Here is a 17,950-nt window from a genome sequence, read left to right as displayed (position 1 = left end):
CCCGATTCGGTCGACGTACCGGTCCGCCCCGCGCGCTGACGTGATCCGGCCACACACGGGGTCGGTGCCCGGCCCGACCGGATCCAGCCACGCACAGGCCCGACACCCGCCCGACCGAATCCAGCCACGTACACCGCCCACACCCGGCACGACCTATCCGACCCACATCACGGGCCACTCCTCGACCGGATTCGGCCGACGTGACGAGTCGTCGGTTTACGCGCGCAGACCGAGGGTTATCCCTGCCCAACTCCCCTAGGGGGTTCCCTCATTGGGGCAGGACCGGGCCTCCTTCTAGCGTAAGGGCGTGCCGCTCGCCGGGCACACCGGGGCCGGCCCCACTCCTCTCGAAGTCCACTCGAGCGGGACGGGCCGACGTCGTCGTGCAGCACCCCCACCCCGTGCGATCCCCCACCGGCAACCCCCGAGGAGACTCATGTCCGGGCTCAACCGCGCGAGACAGACCGTCGCCGCCGCCCTCGCGGCCGCCGCGGCTGCCACGACCGCGCTGCTCGGCGCCACCACCGCCGTCGCCGCGCCCCGGCCGATCGTCGGCGGCACGACGACCACGACGACCGCGTACCCGTTCATGATGCAGATCACGGACGCGTCCGGTAACCAGTTCTGCGGCGGCACGCTGGTCTCGGCGAAGAAGGTCGTCACGGCCGCGCACTGCATGGCCGGCGAGACCACCGGCAGCGTCCGTGTGGTCGGCGGCCGCACGTACCTCAACGGTACGAACGGCACGGTCAGCAAGGTCAGCAGGATCTGGGTCAACCCGGACTACACGGACGCGAGCAACGGCGACGACGTCGCGGTGCTGACGCTGTCCAGCTCGATGCCGTACACGACGGCGTCGTACGTCTCCTCCTCCCAGACGGGCGTGTACGCGGCCGGCACCACCGCGCGGATCGTCGGCTGGGGCACCACCTCCGAGAGCGGCAACTCCTCCAACCAGCTGCGCACCGCCACGGTTCCGATCGTGTCGGACTCCAGCTGCAAGAGCTCCTACGGTTCGGACTACGTCCAGTCCGACATGGTTTGCGCCGGATACACGTCCGGCGGCGTGGACACCTGCCAGGGCGACAGCGGCGGTCCCCTGCTCATCGGGGGCGTCCTGGCAGGGATCACTTCCTGGGGCAACGGCTGTGCCGAGGCGGGGTACCCGGGTGTCTACACCCGGCTGACCACCTTCTCCTCGCTGGTGACCACGCAGGTCAACTCCTAGCCCCCGAAAACTCCTGAGTACCCCTCAGGTAGAAGCCGGGGGGCGTTGCGGGCCTCCACGAGCGGTTCGCAACGCCCCCTTTCCAACCCTCCGGCCGTGGGCTGGGTCCCCCGGGCCCGGCCCACGGCTCCTTGCTACTTGTCGGCGGTCAGCTTCCCCGCGGCACCCCAACTGTCCGCCGGCACCTCGTGGATCCACACCTGCACGGTCTCGGCCGGGACCCCGTACGCCTCGACGAAGGCGTCGGTGACCCGCCGGACGAGGTCCCGCTTGAGCGTGACATCGCGGGGACCCTGCTGGACGGTGACGATGGGCATGACCGAACTCCTCTGTGTGCGGCGGCCGTTGCGGCCGCCTGGACTCGGGTCCAGTCAACGGCCGAGGGCGTCCGCGACCAAGGGGCAACCGGAGAGCTCAGCGATCAGTTCTCGTGATCGCCGCAGGCCGCCAGCAGGTCGTCCAGACAGGACGGCGGGGCCGCGGCACGGACGGCGAGCCCGGTCGGCAAGGCGAGGCCCGGCTCCTGGAAGGGCACGAAGGCCACCCGCGGCGCGTGCAGCACCCGTGCGTGGGAGGCGTACACCACCGTCCACAAGGGCCGGGCTCCGATGGTGGCGAGGGTGTCGTGGAGCGAGCCGGACACCGGGCCCGGCAGCGGTTCGAACCCGGCCGCCCGGCAGGCGCCGACCACCAGGTCGACCAGGGCGGGGTTGGCGGCGCGCGGGGTGATGCTCAGGGGCAGTCCGGCCAGCTCGTCGAGCGGGATCTCGGCCCGGGTGGCCAGGGCGTGCCCGGCGGGCAGGACGGCCACCAGCGGGTCCCGCCACAGGGGCAGCACCCGTACGCCGGACACCGGCTCCGCGGCCCGGACGAACGCCCCGTCCAGCCGGCCGTCCGCGACCCGCGCCAGCCGCTGCGCCGCCGGGAGCCAGAACAGCTCGACGGGCACCTCCGGCCGGCGTCGCCCGAAGGCCGCGAGGACGCGGTCCAGATGGGCGCCGAGCCCGGTGCTGGTGCCGAGGCGCAGCCCCGCCGGGGGCAGGACCGCGGCGTGGGCCCGGTCCGCGGCGGCGAGCACCGCCCGCGCCTCGGGCAGCAGCCGCTCGCCCGCCGCGGTCAGCCGCACATGCCGGGGCGAGCGGTCGAACAGCTCGGCGCCCAGCTCCCGCTCCAGCCGCCGGATCTGCTGGCTGACGGCGGACTGCACGATGTGCAGCTTCTCGGCCGCGCGCCCGAAGTGCAGTTCCTCGGCGACGGTCACGAAGTAGCTGAGCTGCCGCAGTTCCATGGTCCCGACTGTATGGGGCCGTGATCCGGTTCGTGCGGTCACCTCGGTACGACGGTCCCGAAGCGGATGTCGTGGGCGGCTCCCGGGTGCATGACCGTGAGCATCCGCTCCCCCTCGGCGGTCACCTCCTGCCGCTGGGCCTTGGTGAGGGCGCCGAAGGGTTCGATCACGAGCGTGCCGTCGACCGGCTTCCACACGCCCGCCAGGAAACCGTCCACGAGAAGGGTGCGGTGGGCCTGGTTGCCCTGCCGGCTGCGGCCCTGGAGGCCGGCCGGCACGACCCGGGTGCGGTCGGCGTGGGAGAGCAGCAGATTGCCGTACTCGGGCAGGAACCGCGGCGGCGCGGGGGTGCCCATCGCCGCAGCGCCCGCTCTCCGGGCGGACGGCGGGAGTTTGACGACAGGACCTAGTACTGCAACCGCACCTGTCGCGTCACCGCAGGTCAGGCGCAGCGCGGCGGTTTTTGGGCGGTGGCGATCCGACGGCGCACGGTGATAGTCGCCGCGCCGGGCCGATCGCGAACTGGCAGGTCAACGGCTCTCTATATCTGATGGCCCGTCAGCTTCGAAGTGTCCAGACGCCTAACTGACCTGCGCTGATTCCATGAGTGCGGTTGCAGTACTAGGGGTCGCGGGTGGCACGGCGGGCTGCCGTGGCGGACCACACGAGGGCGAGCAGGCTCGCGATGTGTACGGGCGTCAGGGCATGGACGATGCCCCGCTTCGGGCCGACGAGCGCGAGCAGCGCTCCGGCCGCCGCCCCGGCCAGCGCCAGCCGCACGCAGTCGCGGGAGACCCTGCGGGCCACGGCCACCGCACGCAGGATCCGGCAGGCGTCCTCCAGACCATCCGCGCACACCAGGTCCGCCGACCAGGACGCCTCGGCACCCGGTGCGCCGGGCACCGCCACCGCGACGTCCGCGGCGGCCAGCGCCTCCGCATCCGTGCCCGAGACGACCAGGACGCCCCCGCCCCGGTTCCGCAGCGCGCGCACCCGGTCGGTGAGACGTTCGCCGCGACCGACGACGAGGTCGGCCGCGGGCAGCAGGCCACGGACGCGCTCGTCCTCCGTGAGCACCACACACGCCCCGGTGGAGTGCGCGGCGGCCAGCATCGAGGAGGCCAGCGGATGAGGCCGCCCATCGCCCGCCGAGTGCCCGTCGTTCACCAGCACCGCCGAGTCGATCACCACGGCCGAGACGTCGTCGAGCAGACGCAGGGCCGAAGGGTCGAGCGGTACGACGCCCCGCCGGGCCAGATCGCGCCCGACCGCCGCCGCGAACCCGTTGCGCCCGTAACGCGCGGCCCTGGGTACGGCGGCGAGCAGCGTGTCCGCCGCCCGTCCGGGACTGCCCCGCAGCGCGAGCACCCCGGCGGCGGCGAGCGGAGCGACCTTCGCCAGGCGCTCCTCGCACCGTTCGACGGGACCGGGCGACCGGGTCCGGGCACGCAGATGCCGGGCCGGCCGGGTGCGCGGTACGCAGTCAGGACCGGGGCACAGGTCCTTCTCGCGCCGCTCCCACACCTGGCGCCCGGCGCGCGCCTCGCCGAGCAGCAGCACCCGGTCGACCATGTCGACGGCCGGCATGCCGATGCCGCCGCACAGCCCGTTGGCCGTGGCGCTGGTCAAGGAGAGCAGCAGCTCGGTCTCGAGCGGCCCGATCCGCCGTATCAGCGGCCTGCGCAGCCGCCGCTCCAGCTCCAGCGCGGCCACTGCCGCGGGCACCACCCGAGGCAGCGCCGGCAGACGGAAGATGCTCTGGACCACTCCGGCGGCCACCGCCGCGCAGTCCACCAGCAACTCGGTCACCGCGGCCGCGACCGGCGCGTCGTCGCCCGGCGGGACCGGCTGTGCCCAGGGGAAGTCCGCGTCCTGCGCACCGAGGGCCTCCTCCACGGCCTGCACGGTCTCCAGGAGCCGGTCCAGGCCGACCCTGCGCTCGTCGAACGACAGCAGGACCTGGCCCGTCACCGTGTTGACCTCGGCCCAGCGCACCCCGTTCAGCCCGCGCAGTGCCCTGGTCACCCCGCCGGCCAGCCGTTTGCGCGTGAGACGACCACGCTCGAGTCCCCGTACCTCGATGTGTGCGCGTCCGCGCCCCGTCCACACGTGACGCGTGTGCCGCCGCGGATGCAGATCGACCAGAGCACGCCCCGCGCGTATCACGCGCCCGGGCGCCTCGGCGGCCATCGCGAACCCGTGGCGGGCGGCCCACACGGCGACGCGTCCGGTACCCGTGACCCCTGCCTGGGCCATGGCCGGTACGGCACGGCGCGCCTCGCCCAACGGGGCCGTCCGGGCCAGTATCCGGCCCGGCAGGGGGAGGATCGGGAACAGAGCCACCCCGCACGGGTTACCCGTGTGGCTCGACGAACGCGTTGCTGCCGGGAATTCACCGTCAAGAAAACGTCAGGCCGGGCGGTGTGCCGGTCCAGTGCGCCTCGGCTCGGGCGTGGAGGCATGGAGGCGAGGAGGTGCGTCGCTGCTGGATCAGTGCCGCTCGTGGGCCGCGTCGACCAGCAGGTGCGCGAGGTCCGCGGGCAGATCGAGGTGGTGTTCGAGCCAGACCGCGTCCCGGCCCTGGGCGGCGAAGATCCATGCGGTGTACATGCTGGTCAGGTCCGGTGCGTGGGGCCCGAGCAGCCGGGGGCGCACCGCCTCCATGGGAAAGCCCTGCAGCGTCTCGGCGGTGAACCACGTCTCGTTGGCCGCCTCGGCCGGTCGGTGCGTGGCCTGCCGCCGGGTTTTGCCATGGCCGTGCAGTACCGCGGCGACCAGGACGAAGGCGGCGGTCGCGGCCACGACCAGGGCACCTCCGACGACCGGCCGATCAGCGCGTGGAGCGGTGGCCAGAGCGACCAACTCCAGCCCGATCAACAGGAACACGCCCAGAACGACGGCTCCCTCGCCGGTGTTCGGGTGGGGCAGGGTCCTCATCATCACTCCCCTCCCATCCCCATCGTCGCCCAGCTGCCGACTGCCGGTTCCGGGCTGGGCACCCCCTTGACGGGATCTGTACAGGGGGCCGGTGCGCGCGCGAGGATGGCTGCTCAGCCGAGCTGGATGGCCTTGACCAGCAGCAACAGCGCGGGGGTCACGAGATAGCCCCGCAGCACGCTCATGCCGAGTTTCAGATCAGCAGCGCCACGTCCACCAGGTCGGTGTCCGGACCGACCCGCACGGGATCCGACTCGCTCACCTCCGCCAGCCGGGCCCCGGGATCGGTCTGCAGGAGAGCGACCAGCCGGGCGAAGGCGAGCAGCCGTCCCTCCTCGTCGACGGTGTAGACGCTGGTCAACGCCTCGGGTTGCAGCCGGCACGCCTTCCTGACCGTTGCGACGGCCTCGCTCACCGGTGTGTCCCCGGGCAGGGCGAGGAACTCCACCCCCATCAGGCCCCCGGCGCTTTCGGGGTTGAACCCCATCAGGGTCAGCACCTTCGTGCGCTGCCCGACGGGGAGCAGGTCCAGCACCGGACGGCGGCGGCCCTGCGGCAGGTCACCGATGGCGTCGGCCGCGTCGTCCGCACGCATCCGGGCCAGCACGGCGGCGATCTCCCCGTCCGCCCGAGCGCCCAGCAGCCGGGACGCCCGGTCCTCCTCCAGTTCCTCGAAGACGTCCGCCTCCAGCTCCGGGTCCTGCCGGACATCGCCGAGGATCTCGCGTTCCTCCTCCCGGGAGGCGTCCTCGAGCAGGTCGGCGATCTCCGCGGGCCGCAACCACCGGATCCGCGCCGTGGGACGGCGGGCATGCACACTGCGGCTGTGCCCGATCAACGGCTCGAACGCCTTCCAGTCCCGGCAGGCGTGCCCCGCGGAGCGGTCGCCGAAGATCCCCAACAGCCGATGAGGGCGGTGCGTGTCCACACACGACAGCAGCCACCGCCCCTCCCGGACGGCCAGCTCCACGTCCGACGCCCGCACCAGGCGTGCCTCGGCGACATCGATCAGCCGGTGGCCCAGTACGTCCGCCCGCAGCAGCACCTCGCCCTCACGCCGTTCGAAGGGGCGGAGATCCAACCGGGCGCTCTCGAGCTTCACCGCATCGCCGGCGTTGAAGGCCACCACCTGCTCGACCGGCACGAACAGCTCACGACCGCCCACGCCGACCACGAGTCCGGTCACCATCGGATAGTCGGCACCCCGCAGCCGGACGATCACGTCGGAGAGCCGGCCCAGCGACCGGCCGCCCTGGTCCACCACGGGGCGCTTCACCAGCGACGACAGGTGTATGACGCGGGTCCGCTCCTCATGGGCCGGCGGCCGCGACGGAGAATCGCTGACGGTCATGACTCTGCCCTGCCCAAAGCTCGACTGCGCCCTGATCGCAGGCTCCGGTCGGCGGGGCACTGACTACATGCCAAAAAATAGCCTGACCAGTAATAAAACATCCTAAATCGACATGCGGGTGAGTGAAGAGCTAGGCGCCCGCCGATCGGCGACTCAGGACGGGCTCGGCCAGCAGTCTCGCCATCCTGCACAGGGTCTGGCCGTGCTCGGCGAAAAGCTCGTCACGCGAGTCGAAGTGGCCGAGGTCAGCCAGGACACAGGCCGAGAGATCACAGGTGGAGCCGGCGGTCGGGCAGACCGTCGCGCCGTCCCAGTCGATCGCCGTCCTGGACAACGCCTCGAAGAGCGTCTCCGCGCCGGCATTGGTGAAGCCGCCACCGCCGCTTTCGCTCAGCTCGTCGAGACCACCGAAGAGTTCCGAGACCGGCAGCCAGGGCGCGGTGGGGTGGTCGGCCGATGACAGCCCGTCAAGGCGGAACTCCGGCCATGCGAGCACGACTTGGTCCGGCACGATCCGATGGAGCCGAGGGAAACGCGGATACCAGAACTTCCCGTCCACCAGCAGGCCACGCACCCGCGTGGCCACCCCGGACGCCCGCGCCACGGCCTCCAGCACCGCCAGCCGCTGGCTGCATGAGCCGTGGCCGCGGCGAAGCACCTCCGACACGGGCCGCTCGTCCTGAACCGAGTACACCGGCTGCACAACCGCGGCGATCCATCGGTGAGCCTGGCGCAGGGCGGCTATCCGGTGGTCGGGACCTGAGACGTCGCCTGAGTCGGCCGGGATGTCGATCCGTCGGAGGAATGAGGAGACCGTCGGATGCCGCCAGTCGAGAATGCGCGTCGCGGCCGTACTCCCCGCAGCGGGTCCCCTGTCGGCCGTACGCACGCGGACACGGCCTCGCGGGGTGAGAAGCGAGCTCGTCATGACCGTGGTCCTCTCGCCCGGCATCCTTCATGCGGCCAGAGGTATCGTGACAGGAAATTTGAACGCGTTCAACCGCGGTGCGGCTTGGATGGCGCTCCGCCCTGTCTGCGCGCCGCGATCAAGCGTGCAAGCCGAGATTCCGGTAGATCTCCGTCGTGGACTGGGAGAAGTTCATGGTCATGAAGTGGATGCCGGGGGCTTCCTCGTCGATCAGACGCCGGCACATCTCCGTCGCGTGGGCGATGCCGAGCGCCCTGACCGCCTTGGGGTCGTCCTCGGCGGCGAGCATCCGCTCGGCGAGCCGTGGCGGGAACGCGGCGGTGCTGAGGCTGGGGATACGGCGCAGCGATCGGACCGTGGTGACCGGCATGATCTCCGGAATGATCGGCGTCGGGCAGCCGGCGCCCGCCACCCGGTCACGGAAACGCAGATAGGTCTCGACGTCGAAGAACATCTGGGTGATCGCGTAGTCCGCTCCGGCTCGGCACTTGTCCACGAAGTGCCGGATCTCACCGTCCCAGTCGGGCGAGCGCGGGTGCATCTCCGGGAAGGCCGCGACGCCGACGCAGAAGTCGCCGGACTCCTTGATCAGCCGGACCAGTTCGACCGCGTACTCGACTCCCTCCGGATGCCTGGTCCAGGGGCCGAGCGGGTCGCCGGGCGGGTCACCGCGCAGCGCCAGGATGTTGCGGACACCCTGGTCGGCGTAGTGGCCGAGGATGTTGCGCAGTTCGGCGACGCTGTGGTCGACCGCCGTGAGATGGGCGACGGGTGTGAGGGTGGTCTCCTGGGCGATACGGCCGGTGATGTTGACGGTGCGGCCGCGCGTCGAGCCGCCGGCGCCGTACGTCACCGAGACGAACGTCGGCGACAGTGCCTCCAGTTTCCGGATCGCCTTCCACAGCCCGGCCTCGGCCTCGGCGCTGCGCGGGGGCATGAACTCGAAGGAGTAGGAACGGCCTCCCGAGGCGAGGAGATCGCGGATCGACGCCGCGCGGTCCGGTCGGGTGGTGGGGATACCGAGGGCCATGGACGCAGGTTAACGCCCGGCGAACACCCCCCGGCCGGCCGTCCACGTGCTGATACCCGTTGCCCGGTGGAGAGTTCGCCCGCCGCATGCGCTCCGGTCCGGGGGCCCGGCTCCGGTCCGGCCCCGCTGTTGCTATGAGTACGTACCGCGACCGACTGCCCGGCGTACCCGAATGGGGCCGCTGCGGGGTGATGGGCGTCATCGGCGTCACCCCCGGCTCGTACTCGGACGGCAAACTCCGGCTCGACGTCGGCCAGGCCGTGGCGCACGGCCTGGAACTGGTCGGCCAGGGCGCCGACATCGTGGACGTCGGCGCGGAGTCAACCCGTCCGGGTGCCGTGCGGATCACCCGGGAGGAGGAACTGCGCCGCGTGCTGCCCGTCGTCCGTGGGCTGGCGGAGGGCGGTGCACTGGTCAGCGTGGACACCACGCGCGCCGACGTGGCCGAGGCCGCCGTGGACGCGGACGCACGGATCATCAACGACGTCAGCGGCGGCCGCGCGGATCCCGCCATGGTGAAAGTGGTCGCGCGGACGGGCGTTCCCTTCGTCCTCCTGCACAGGCGCGCCCGATCCGCCGACACGGAAGGCCCGGCCGGCTACGGCGATGCGGTGAGCGAGTCCGTCGCCGAGGCGGAACGGCAGATGGACGCCATGGTGACCGCCGACGTCGATCCGGCGCAGGTGATCACCGCCCCCGGGCTGGGCATCGCCACGGGGACGCGGGCGGACGACTGGGCTCTGCCTGCCAGGCTCGACGCCTGGCGGCGGCTGGGCCGTCCGGTCCTGGTCGCGGCCTCCCGCAAGCGGTTCCTGGGCACGCTGCTGGCCGACCCGGCCAGGGGCGATCCCCGGCCGCCACGCGCCCGGGACGCGGCGACCGCGGCGGTGTCGGCGATCGCCGCCACGCAGGGCGCCTGGGCCGTGCGGGTGCACGAGGTCCGGGCCACCGCCGACGCGGTCCGTGTCGAGGCCGCGCTCCGGACGGCCAGGCACCCGGAGCCCGACTCGCACCGCTGACACGGTACGGCGGGGAAGGTCACGGAGTCCCGTCGTCCTCGACCGGATAGGGCACGAAAGTGCTGCTGTTCTGGTCGATGAGCAACGGACGTCCGAGCGGCGGTACGGCCCGCTGGGAGCAGCCAAGGCGTTCACAGACCCGGCAGCCCAGCCGATCGGCGTCGCGGCGGAGGCGTTGGCGAGGTCCAGCCCGTCGGAGTAGACGAGCCGGTGGGCGTGGCGGATCTCGCCACCGAGCCCGATGGCACAGGTCCTGCCGGGTTCGCCCCAGCCGCCGCGGTGCCGGGTGACCGCGCGGGCGGTCCACAAGTACCGCTGCCCGTCCGGCATTTCGGCGATCTGGACGTGAATGCGGTCGGGCGAGGAGAACGCCTCGTAGACGTTCCACAGGGGGCAGGTGCCGCCGGCCCGCGAAAAGTGGAACCCGGACGCCGACTGACGCTTGGACAGGTGCGGTCGTGTGACTGATCGGCTCGGTCTGGCCGGTCTGAGCAGAGCAGTCGGCAGGGTGGTCGGCCCTGAACCTCCCGGCGGAATTCCGCCAGCGCCTCGCCCCCTGCCGCGTCACGCTGAAGGACATGACCAGCACCTATCAGCCCCGGCCCATCACCCCCACCGCCCTGAAGGAGCTCCGCGTCCGCGACGACGCCGGGCGTTCGATGTCCCCGTACGTGGACGAGGAAGGCGGCGACCCGCTCCGCTGCTGCCTGCGGCCCAGTGCCGTAGGCGACCGGATCGCCCTCGTCTCGTACGCCCCGCTGCGCCGCTGGGCGGCGGAGACGGGCGCCGAGCCCGGAGCGTACGACGAACAGGGACCGGTCTTCATCCACGCCGAGGACTGCGGCGGGCCGGACCCGGACGGCACCGGTTACCCGTGGGCCCGCCCCGGCGCCCTGCGTGCCTTCCGCCGCTACGACAGTCGAGGGCACATCGTGGGCGGTCGCATGGTGGAGCTGCCCGAGGACGCCGACGCGGCGTTCGACCGTGCCCTCACGGAGGCCTTCGCCGACCCGGACACCGCCCAGGTCCATGTGCGGGCCGTCGAATACGGCTGTTACCACTTCCGCGTCGACCGGCCCTGACGGGAGGAGGGGCCGGAACATCGGCCACCACCGAGGTCCCGCCCCTCACACCACCCGGCCGGTCCTGCTGCCGCGCCGGGAAGCTCCAAGGCCCCCCAGACCCGAGTTCAGCTGAGCGGCTTCGCCAGGATCGCCTTGCGGTGGCTGAACGTCTCGATGGAGTAGCGGCCGTGGTAGCTGCCCATCCTGCTCTCCCCCACCCCGCCGAACGGCAGGTCGGAGACCGTGAGGTGGGCGAGCGGGAGGCCATGGCCGAGGCCGCCGGACGAGGTCTCGGCGGCGAACCGCTCCCGGGTGTCGTCGGACTCACTGAAGACGTAGAGCGCGAGGGGCTTGTCGCGGTCGTTGATGAAGGCGATCGCGTCGTCGAGGTCCGGGACGGTGACGATGGGCAGGATGGGACCGAAGATCTCCTCCCGCATCACGGGGGGACTCCGGGTCGACGTCGGCGAGCACGGTGGGCGCGATGTACTTGGCCGAGCGGTCGGTGTCGTTGACAGCGCTGGGCATCCCGTACGCCGCCTGGGCGCGGGCGTTCTCCAGCGGGAGGGCGTGCTCCTCGACGCGGCGCAGCGCCGTGCTCAGGTCGGGCACCACCTTCTGCGCGCCGACGATCCAGACCGCGTGGGCGGCGCCGCCCGCGTTGGCGGGGAGTTGGCTGCCGCTGCCGGAGGCAAGAACTAGCGAGCCTGCCTCGGTGACCGCGGCGACGCTGTTGACGACGAATTCGGGGCCGGCGAGCAGCCTTCGGATCTCGTCTGCGCCGGTGGCACGGTCGATGCCCAGGACGCGCGTCCTGATGGCGTCGTACCGGCCTCCGGCGTTGATGTCCTCGTCGATGCCGGACAGTCGGAGGGTCTCGCTGGCGCCGGTCAGCACGCCGGCGCCCTCGGGGATGAGGTCCTTGATGCGGGCGCGCGCGTCCGCGGCGTCGTCGAGGATCTCGGCGGCGAAGCCGTTGGCGCGCAGCGCGGCGGCCACCCGCTCGAGTCGTTCCGCGGATGCCGGGTCGGCGAAGGACGCGGCCGGAGCCGGGGGGGGGGGCGTGGCGTCTGCCGGACTGAGCGAGCGGCGCCGGCTGATCAACCTGGCCTATCGACTCCTCGGGTCCCTTGCCGACGCCGAGGACGTCGTGCAGGAGACCTACGCCCGCTGGTACGCCATGTCCGCACAGGAGCAGCGGGTCATCGAGTCGCCCGGCGCCTGGCTGATGACGGTCGCCAGCCGCGTCTGCCTGAACCTGCTGGGCTCGGCGCGGGCCAGGCGGGAGACGTACGTCGGCAACTGGATCCCGGAACCGCTGCCCGAGCCCACGGAGTGGATCACCGGGCACTCCGGCGCCGGCGGGGTCGACCCGGCCGATCGGGTCACCCTCGACGAGTCGGTGACGATGGCCTTCCTGGTCGTTCTCGATTCGATGACCCCGGCCGAGCGCGTCGCGTTCGTCCTGCACGACGTCTTCCGCTACCCCTTCGGCGAGGTCGCCGAGATCGTCGGCCGCACCCCGGCGGCGTGCCGCCAACTGGCCTCGTCCGCCCGCCGCCGCATCCGCACGGCGCAGACCCCGGCGGGCCCGGGTGCCGGGCAGGCCGGCATCGTCAGGCAGTTCAAGACGGCGTGGGAGGCCAAGGACATCGACACCCTGATAAGCCTGCTCGACCCCGACGCCACCGCGACCGCCGACGGCGGCGGGCTGGCCGTCAGCCACCTGCACCCGATCGTGGGCGGTGAGCAGATCGTACGTGCCTACGCCGAGATCGCGCGTGTGTCGGGCGACCGCACGACGTTCCGGGAATGCACGGTCAACGGCCTGCCCGGCCTGGTGGCGCAGCAGTACGGCAACATCGCGACCGTGTTCGCGTTCGAGATCGCGGGCGACCGGATCAGGCACATCTGGGCGGTGCGAAACCCCGAGAAGCTCCGTCCCTGGCGGATCAGCTGAGGAAACCTAGCGGTACCGCCTGCATGGTCGTGGTGATCGGCCGGCCCGTTCCCGGCAACTGCAACGACTGCAAGTCCCCTTCCGGAAAGGACTCTACGGGCCCGTGGCGGCACGCCGGTGGCACGCCTGTGGCACGCTCCCTGGAACGGCGAAGGGCCGGCCCGCGAGAAACCCCTGCTGAGCCGGCCCTTCTGCATGCGAGGGCGACACCGTCGTCGCCGGTCCGGTCCGTGCCACATCCGACGAGGACCAGAGCTCCTGCCGGAAGCCGATGGCGAGTCAGTCCCACGACGTTCATGCCCTGGACATCCGCGACGACCTGCTCGGATGCCGCCCGGTGCGATCGTGAACCCCGGACCGCCGTGCGCTTGGAAGCGCAGGGGTGCGTGAGCCAGGTCGGTCCGGCACCGGCTCCAAAGGCTTGAGCGATGGTGAGGAACCGATGAAGCCGAGCGACGTCGACCGTACCGAACAGACCGCCACCGAGCATGAAACCGACATCGAGGGCGGAGTCAAGCCGCTGCTCGACGCCCCCCAGACGGCAGCGGCGGCGGCCGCGATGTGGACCTTTGTCGTCGGCCCGATGATCTGCCTGATCATCGCGGTGCCGTTGGCATGGGGATGGGGTTTGTCCGCGCTGGACATCGGCATGGCCGTGGTCGCCTACCTCGTGTCCGGCTTCGGCCTCACGGTCGGCTACCACCGTCTCTTCACGCACCGCTCGTTCAAGGCACGGCGGGGCCTGCGCATCGCCTTGGCTGTCGCGGGCTCGCTGGGGGTCGAGGGCTCGCCGGTCCAGTGGGTGGCGAACCACCGGCGCCACCATGCCTTCGCCGACCGCGAGGGTGACCCGCACTCGCCCTGGCGCTACGGAACCGACGTACGCGCGCTGCTCAAGGGACTTCTTCACGCGCACATCGGGTGGATGCTGAAGCGTGAACTGAGCAACCGGGCCAGGTTCGCGCCCGACATCGCCGCCGATCCCGATCTGCGGCTCATCGGTCAGTTCTTCGGGCCACTGACCGCCGTCTCGCTCCTGGCCCCGGCGCTTGTCGGCGGGTTGGTCACCGGTACCTGGACCGGTGCGCTGACCGGGTTCTTCTGGGCCGGCTTGATACGGATGGCGCTGCTGCACCATGTCACCTGGTCGGTGAACTCGATCTGCCACGTCGCAGGCAGGCGCCCGTTCGCCAGCCGGGACAAGGCCACCAACTTCTGGCCGCTCGCACTGCTGTCCTTCGGTGAGAGCTGGCACAACTCACATCACGCCGACCCCACAGCCGCGCGCCACGGCGTGCTGCCGGGCCAGCTCGACCCGTCGGCCCGCCTCATCTGGGTGTTCGAGAAGCTTCGCTGGGTCCACGATGTGCGCTGGCCGAGCTCGGAGCGTCTCGGCGCTCGCCTGCTGCCCAAGCCGGGTGCCCCGAACGAGTCCACGGGCTGACCTCGCTCGGACAACGCGTGGCAGCGGTTCCCGCTTGTGTGCCCCTGGCAGGAATCGAACCTGCGGCACCACTTCCACCACGCTGACGAGGAGGGCGGCTTGTGGTACTTCGAGGCCGTACCCGACCGCGGCGAGTTGATCTTCATCAAGCAAGCCGAGCTGATGTCAGGAAGCCGTGCTCGTCCTCCAGGTGCTCCCAGCTGTACCGGTGGAGTTGGCCGGCCGGAGAAGGTTCACCAGAGTGGTGCCTTCGGTTTCTCAAGGCGGGGCGTGAGTGGAGCCAGCGTGGTGGGCTGCATGGCGCCGGCCGCGGCCGAGCCGCGCAGCAGCTCGGTCAGGTCGTGGGGGTGTGCCTGCTCGGTGGTGGGAGCCGCTGCTGTGATGCGGTCCAGTCGGAAGCCTCGGCCGGCCTGTCGCGTGCGGCACCAGGCGATGCGGTACCACCGGCCGTCGGCGGTGAGCAGTCCGGCCGGTTCCACCAAGCGGTCGCTGTCGATCCCTGCCGCGTCGGTATAGGACAGCCGCAGGACCGTGTTGGTGGTGAGGGCCTGTTCCACCGCCGTGCGGACCGCCCCACCACGGGACACCGCAACGCCGGCGCCGGCGCGAAGATGTTCGATCTCTCCCAGCCCGGCGTACGGGCCAAGGCCGACGCCGTCCAGAAGCTCACCGCGCTGGCCGCCGAAGCCGGGCTGCCGCTCGCCCACCTGGCCGTTGCCTTCGTCCGCTCCCACCCCGCAGTCACGTCCGTGCTGATCGGCCCCCGCCGCCCCGAGCAGCTCGCCGATCTCCTCGCCGGCGCCGATGTGGCACTCGGCGACGACATCCTCGACCGGATCGACGAGATCGTTCCGCCCGGCGTCGACGTGAACCCCGACGACTTCTACATCGATCCCACCCCGCCCATCACCGACAAGCGGCTGCGCCGCCGCTGAGGCACGACCGCGCGACTGCGGACGACACCGTGCACAGCACAGAGGCCCGGGTCTGTGACCTGGGCCTTTTTCATGGAATGGGTGGCGAGAATCGAGGAGTGCCGCCCAACGCGGTACTTCTTCCGCGTCACTCCTCTGCACCGTCGGGGGCGACGGCAGGCAGCCGCCCGCCGAGGGTGGACCTGACACAGTGGCGCGCCGCCTGTTCGGGAGCCGACCGGGCCGATGGACCGCGGCGCCGCAGCCGTGCGCTGCCGACAGAAAAGGAGGTGCCTCCGCATGGCAGACCAGACCGCGACGGCGCCGGGAGCCACCTGGGTGGCCAGATGGGCGGGAGCTCTGCTGTCCCTCGCGGTGGCCGCCATCCATGTCGTCGACCAAGGCGGCATCGCGGCGACAAGGACCCCCTATTACATCGGCGTCGCCTACCACGTCCTGGAGATCGCGGCCGTGGTCGCCGCCGTGCTGCTCCTCATCGGCTTCGTCCGCGTGGGATGGCTGCTGGCAGTCGGGGTCGCCGCCGGCCCTCTGCTGGGCTACATCCTCTCCAGGGGACCGGGCCTGCCCGGTTACAAGGACGACGTCGGCAATTGGACCGAATCGCTCGGCCTGGTCAGCCTGGCCGTCGAAGGCGCCCTGCTCCTGCTGTCGGTGCCGCTCTTCGTAGGGAGCCTGCGCCGCAGAACCCACTGAAGCCGGCCGACGCCGAGCCGCTTGGACACGCTGTGCCCCGGACGGTGGACGCCTGTGTCACCACCTGCGCCAGTGGTCCGCATCGCGGCACGGCAGCCGTGGCGAGCGTGTCCGGTGAAGCGGCGGCGGGCCTTACGCCGTGACCCTGCCTGCTCCCCTGCTGACCGGCACATCCTCCCCAGGCGATTTCGTTCTGTGTCACGAGTCCCAGGTGTAACACCTCCGGCCGAGTTCGCTCTTTACAAACGGACGACTGTGTCGGTCGGCCAGGACAAGGAGCACGACTCGTGCAGTCGACGGACGAGAGCGGCAGAGCGTACGGCGAGGATCCGTACGGTGGCGCCGGGCACGCGTATGCCCACGGCTACGCATACAGCGGCATGACCACCACCGATACGGTCGCGATGCCCCGGGACCCGGGACAACGCGCGCAGGGGACGCACCCGAAGGGCGACGCCTGTGCGGCGGAGACGGACCCCTACGCCACCAGAACGCATCTCCACGCCGACGGACCGGGCCCGGCCAGGACGGCGTGGGAGGGTCTCCACGGTGACGTCCTCACCGTGCCGCATCCGGGACTCGACGCGACCGGCCCTTCCGCGCCAGGACCGGTCGCGCCGAAGGGCGAGTCGGTGCGGCCCGTCTTCGTCGATGCGACGGGGCGACGCCAGCGCCGCGTGCTGCGCGTCGCCCAACTGCTGGTGATCCCCGCGGGAGGCTACGTCGCTCTGCTGATCAGCACCCTGCTCGGTGGCCCCACCCTCAGCGCCCCGTTCGTCCCGCAGCCGGACTCCACACACCCGACCACTCCCCACGCGTCCGCACCCGATGCCTCCCCCGGCACCGGCCACTCCGCAGGAAGCGTGCGACCTGCGGCGGCGCAGAAGAACCCCCGCTCGACGACGGCGCAGCGGACCCCCGGTTCCACCGAGCGCCCGACAGCCTCCTCCGCGGCCGCACCCGTGCCTGCCGCGGCGCCCACCGGCGTCGCGTCCGCGACCTCGGCCTCGGTCTCAGCCCCGACGGCCGCCCCCACCCGCACTGCCGCCGCTCCCACCTCACATCCCAGTTCCAAGGGCCGCGCGCTCGGTGCGTCCCACAAACCCGTGAAGTGATCCAAAGGCCCCGTGACGTGACCAGCCTCCGACGCCGCGCCCCTTCTCATGGCAGCGGCCGCACCCGCCAGATCACCCCCCGCGCCCATTGGCTGTTGCTGAGCGCGCTCGCGGTGACGCTGTCCGCGGCACTGCTGCTGCAGGGTTACACCCACCACATGTTCGGTATCACCTCGGACGACGTGGCCGGCGCCCGTGGCCGGGACGACATGGTGCCCGGTCAGGTGGCCCACGGCGGCCCTGTGATCGCGAACGCCGCCACCTCCGCGCACACCGCCCGGGTGAAGGCCCGCACCATCGCGTTGACCTTCGACGACGGCCCGGACCCCACCTGGACGCCACAGGTCCTGGACGTGCTGCGCCGCAACCACGTGCACGCGACCTTCTTCGTCGTCGGAACCCAGGTCGTCGCCCACCCGGAACTGGTTCGCCGAATCGTCGCCGACGGCAATCAGCTCGGCATCCACACCTTCACCCATCCCGACCTGACGCACCTCGCCCCCTGGCAGCGTGCCCTGGAGCTGCGCGAGACGCAGTTGGCCGTGGCCGGCGCCGCGGGGGTCACCACCGCGCTGCTCAGGCCGCCGTACTCCTCGGAGAACGACGCGCTGGACGACGCCGACTGGTCCGTCCTGAAGCAGGCCGACACGGCAGGCTATGTCACGGTGCTCTCCACCCAGGACGCCGAGGACTGGCAGCGTCCGGGCATCGCACGCATCCTCGCGAATGCGACACCGCACGGCCACGGCGGGCAGATCCTGCTGATGCACGACGCCGGCGGCGACCGGTCCCAGACCGTCGCCGCGCTGAACACCCTGATCCCCCGGATCAAGGAACAGGGTTTCCGGTTCGCGACCGTCTCGGACGCGGTCGGCATGGCCGCACCCGTCCAGCCCGCCGGGCTCGGCGACCGTCTGCAGGGGCTGGCCCTCATCAAGCTGCTGCAGGGCGGCGACTG

Annotated in this window: 17 protein-coding genes and 4 pseudogenes; 9 read left to right on the top strand and 12 right to left on the bottom strand. The window is 71.7% G+C overall.

Features of this window, described 5'->3' with window-relative positions:
- Positions 1-436: 436 nt before the first annotated feature.
- On the top strand, positions 437-1,228 hold the full coding sequence (locus ACFYX0_RS07815; protein WP_388967622.1) for a S1 family peptidase: 792 nt from the start codon (positions 437-439) through the stop codon (positions 1,226-1,228).
- Between the two features lie 134 nt (positions 1,229-1,362).
- Here the strand turns inward: ACFYX0_RS07815 and dmpI are convergent, their stop codons facing one another.
- The 8 genes and pseudogenes from dmpI to metF form a co-directional block, all read right to left on the bottom strand.
- Positions 1,363-1,599 (bottom strand): 4-oxalocrotonate tautomerase DmpI, encoded by a 237-nt coding sequence (gene dmpI / locus ACFYX0_RS07810; RefSeq protein WP_355913659.1) that lies wholly within the window; start codon positions 1,597-1,599, stop codon positions 1,363-1,365.
- A gap of 50 nt (positions 1,600-1,649) precedes the next feature.
- Complete coding sequence (locus ACFYX0_RS07805) at positions 1,650-2,516, bottom strand: LysR substrate-binding domain-containing protein (protein ID WP_388967620.1); 867 nt, start codon at positions 2,514-2,516, stop codon at positions 1,650-1,652.
- A gap of 38 nt (positions 2,517-2,554) precedes the next feature.
- Positions 2,555-2,875: pseudogene (locus ACFYX0_RS07800) on the bottom strand (DNA glycosylase AlkZ-like family protein); the annotation flags it as partial.
- Between the two features lie 262 nt (positions 2,876-3,137).
- Positions 3,138-4,859: a heavy-metal-associated domain-containing protein gene (locus ACFYX0_RS07795; protein WP_388967617.1), complete on the bottom strand. Its 1,722-nt coding sequence runs from the start codon at positions 4,857-4,859 to the stop codon at positions 3,138-3,140.
- A 147-nt stretch (positions 4,860-5,006) separates the two neighbouring features.
- Positions 5,007-5,456, bottom strand: coding sequence for a hypothetical protein (locus tag ACFYX0_RS07790; RefSeq protein ID WP_388967615.1), 450 nt, complete (start codon positions 5,454-5,456; stop codon positions 5,007-5,009).
- A gap of 190 nt (positions 5,457-5,646) precedes the next feature.
- The gene (locus ACFYX0_RS07785) at positions 5,647-6,804 is read right to left on the bottom strand and encodes a magnesium transporter MgtE N-terminal domain-containing protein (protein ID WP_388967612.1); all 1,158 of its coding nucleotides are present in this window, start codon (positions 6,802-6,804) and stop codon (positions 5,647-5,649) included.
- 130 nt (positions 6,805-6,934) lie between these two features.
- Positions 6,935-7,732 (bottom strand): transglutaminase domain-containing protein, encoded by a 798-nt coding sequence (locus tag ACFYX0_RS07780; protein ID WP_388967610.1) that lies wholly within the window; start codon positions 7,730-7,732, stop codon positions 6,935-6,937.
- A gap of 118 nt (positions 7,733-7,850) precedes the next feature.
- A complete protein-coding gene (gene metF / locus ACFYX0_RS07775; protein ID WP_355913608.1) occupies positions 7,851-8,762 on the bottom strand; it encodes a methylenetetrahydrofolate reductase [NAD(P)H] in 912 nt (303 codons plus the stop codon).
- Between the two features lie 134 nt (positions 8,763-8,896).
- Between metF and folP the strand changes: the two genes are divergently transcribed.
- The gene (gene folP, locus ACFYX0_RS07770) at positions 8,897-9,781 is read left to right on the top strand and encodes a dihydropteroate synthase (protein WP_388967607.1); all 885 of its coding nucleotides are present in this window, start codon (positions 8,897-8,899) and stop codon (positions 9,779-9,781) included.
- 19 nt (positions 9,782-9,800) lie between these two features.
- Here the strand turns inward: folP and ACFYX0_RS07765 are convergent.
- Positions 9,801-10,234 (bottom strand): annotated as a pseudogene (locus tag ACFYX0_RS07765) (DUF2083 domain-containing protein); the annotation flags it as partial.
- A gap of 125 nt (positions 10,235-10,359) precedes the next feature.
- Here ACFYX0_RS07765 and ACFYX0_RS07760 point away from each other — a divergent pair.
- The gene (locus ACFYX0_RS07760) at positions 10,360-10,863 is read left to right on the top strand and encodes a DUF1203 domain-containing protein (protein WP_388967605.1); all 504 of its coding nucleotides are present in this window, start codon (positions 10,360-10,362) and stop codon (positions 10,861-10,863) included.
- Between the two features lie 107 nt (positions 10,864-10,970).
- Here the strand turns inward: ACFYX0_RS07760 and ACFYX0_RS07755 are convergent.
- Together ACFYX0_RS07755 and ACFYX0_RS07750 are read right to left on the bottom strand one after the other, a co-directional pair.
- Positions 10,971-11,352: pseudogene (locus ACFYX0_RS07755) on the bottom strand (aldehyde dehydrogenase family protein); the annotation flags it as partial.
- Between the two features lie 90 nt (positions 11,353-11,442).
- Positions 11,443-11,844, bottom strand: a pseudogene (locus ACFYX0_RS07750) (LUD domain-containing protein); the annotation flags it as partial.
- A gap of 64 nt (positions 11,845-11,908) precedes the next feature.
- Between ACFYX0_RS07750 and sigJ the strand changes: the two are divergent.
- On the top strand, positions 11,909-12,805 hold the full coding sequence (gene sigJ, locus ACFYX0_RS07745; protein ID WP_388967602.1) for an RNA polymerase sigma factor SigJ: 897 nt from the start codon (positions 11,909-11,911) through the stop codon (positions 12,803-12,805).
- A gap of 442 nt (positions 12,806-13,247) precedes the next feature.
- A complete protein-coding gene (locus ACFYX0_RS07740; protein ID WP_388967599.1) occupies positions 13,248-14,249 on the top strand; it encodes an acyl-CoA desaturase in 1,002 nt (333 codons plus the stop codon).
- Between the two features lie 233 nt (positions 14,250-14,482).
- Here the strand turns inward: ACFYX0_RS07740 and ACFYX0_RS07735 are convergent, their stop codons facing one another.
- The gene (locus tag ACFYX0_RS07735) at positions 14,483-14,836 is read right to left on the bottom strand and encodes a helix-turn-helix transcriptional regulator (RefSeq protein ID WP_388967596.1); all 354 of its coding nucleotides are present in this window, start codon (positions 14,834-14,836) and stop codon (positions 14,483-14,485) included.
- 24 nt (positions 14,837-14,860) lie between these two features.
- On the opposite strand from ACFYX0_RS07735, the gene ACFYX0_RS07730 reads away from it, so the two are divergent.
- From ACFYX0_RS07730 to ACFYX0_RS07715, 4 genes are all read left to right on the top strand, one after another.
- Positions 14,861-15,184 (top strand): aldo/keto reductase, encoded by a 324-nt coding sequence (locus ACFYX0_RS07730; RefSeq protein ID WP_388967593.1) that lies wholly within the window; start codon positions 14,861-14,863, stop codon positions 15,182-15,184.
- A gap of 279 nt (positions 15,185-15,463) precedes the next feature.
- Positions 15,464-15,877, top strand: coding sequence for a hypothetical protein (locus tag ACFYX0_RS07725; RefSeq protein ID WP_388967591.1), 414 nt, complete (start codon positions 15,464-15,466; stop codon positions 15,875-15,877).
- 287 nt (positions 15,878-16,164) lie between these two features.
- On the top strand, positions 16,165-16,992 hold the full coding sequence (locus ACFYX0_RS07720; protein ID WP_388967588.1) for a hypothetical protein: 828 nt from the start codon (positions 16,165-16,167) through the stop codon (positions 16,990-16,992).
- A gap of 17 nt (positions 16,993-17,009) precedes the next feature.
- A partial coding sequence (locus ACFYX0_RS07715) for a polysaccharide deacetylase family protein (RefSeq protein WP_388967585.1) occupies positions 17,010-17,950 on the top strand: 941 nt, incomplete at its 3' end.

This window comes from Streptomyces sp. NPDC002573, from assembly GCF_042889625.1.
Lineage (GTDB): Bacteria > Actinomycetota > Actinomycetes > Streptomycetales > Streptomycetaceae > Streptomyces > Streptomyces gibsoniae.
Note: the sequence above shows the minus strand (reverse complement) of the source record. Positions and strands in the feature narration are given on the sequence as shown.

Coding starts and splice junctions, on each gene's coding strand:
- metF (WP_355913608.1), bottom strand. CDS start 8,762: ATGGCCCTCGGTATCCCCACCACCCGACCGGACCGCGCGGCGTCGATC.
- ACFYX0_RS07805 (WP_388967620.1), bottom strand. CDS start 2,516: ATGGAACTGCGGCAGCTCAGCTACTTCGTGACCGTCGCCGAGGAACTG.
- ACFYX0_RS07725 (WP_388967591.1), top strand. CDS start 15,464: ATGGCAGACCAGACCGCGACGGCGCCGGGAGCCACCTGGGTGGCCAGA.
- ACFYX0_RS07790 (WP_388967615.1), bottom strand. CDS start 5,456: ATGATGAGGACCCTGCCCCACCCGAACACCGGCGAGGGAGCCGTCGTT.
- ACFYX0_RS07760 (WP_388967605.1), top strand. CDS start 10,360: ATGACCAGCACCTATCAGCCCCGGCCCATCACCCCCACCGCCCTGAAG.
- ACFYX0_RS07815 (WP_388967622.1), top strand. CDS start 437: ATGTCCGGGCTCAACCGCGCGAGACAGACCGTCGCCGCCGCCCTCGCG.
- ACFYX0_RS07780 (WP_388967610.1), bottom strand. CDS start 7,732: ATGACGAGCTCGCTTCTCACCCCGCGAGGCCGTGTCCGCGTGCGTACG.
- folP (WP_388967607.1), top strand. CDS start 8,897: ATGAGTACGTACCGCGACCGACTGCCCGGCGTACCCGAATGGGGCCGC.
- ACFYX0_RS07730 (WP_388967593.1), top strand. CDS start 14,861: ATGTTCGATCTCTCCCAGCCCGGCGTACGGGCCAAGGCCGACGCCGTC.
- ACFYX0_RS07785 (WP_388967612.1), bottom strand. CDS start 6,804: ATGACCGTCAGCGATTCTCCGTCGCGGCCGCCGGCCCATGAGGAGCGG.
- ACFYX0_RS07740 (WP_388967599.1), top strand. CDS start 13,248: ATGAAGCCGAGCGACGTCGACCGTACCGAACAGACCGCCACCGAGCAT.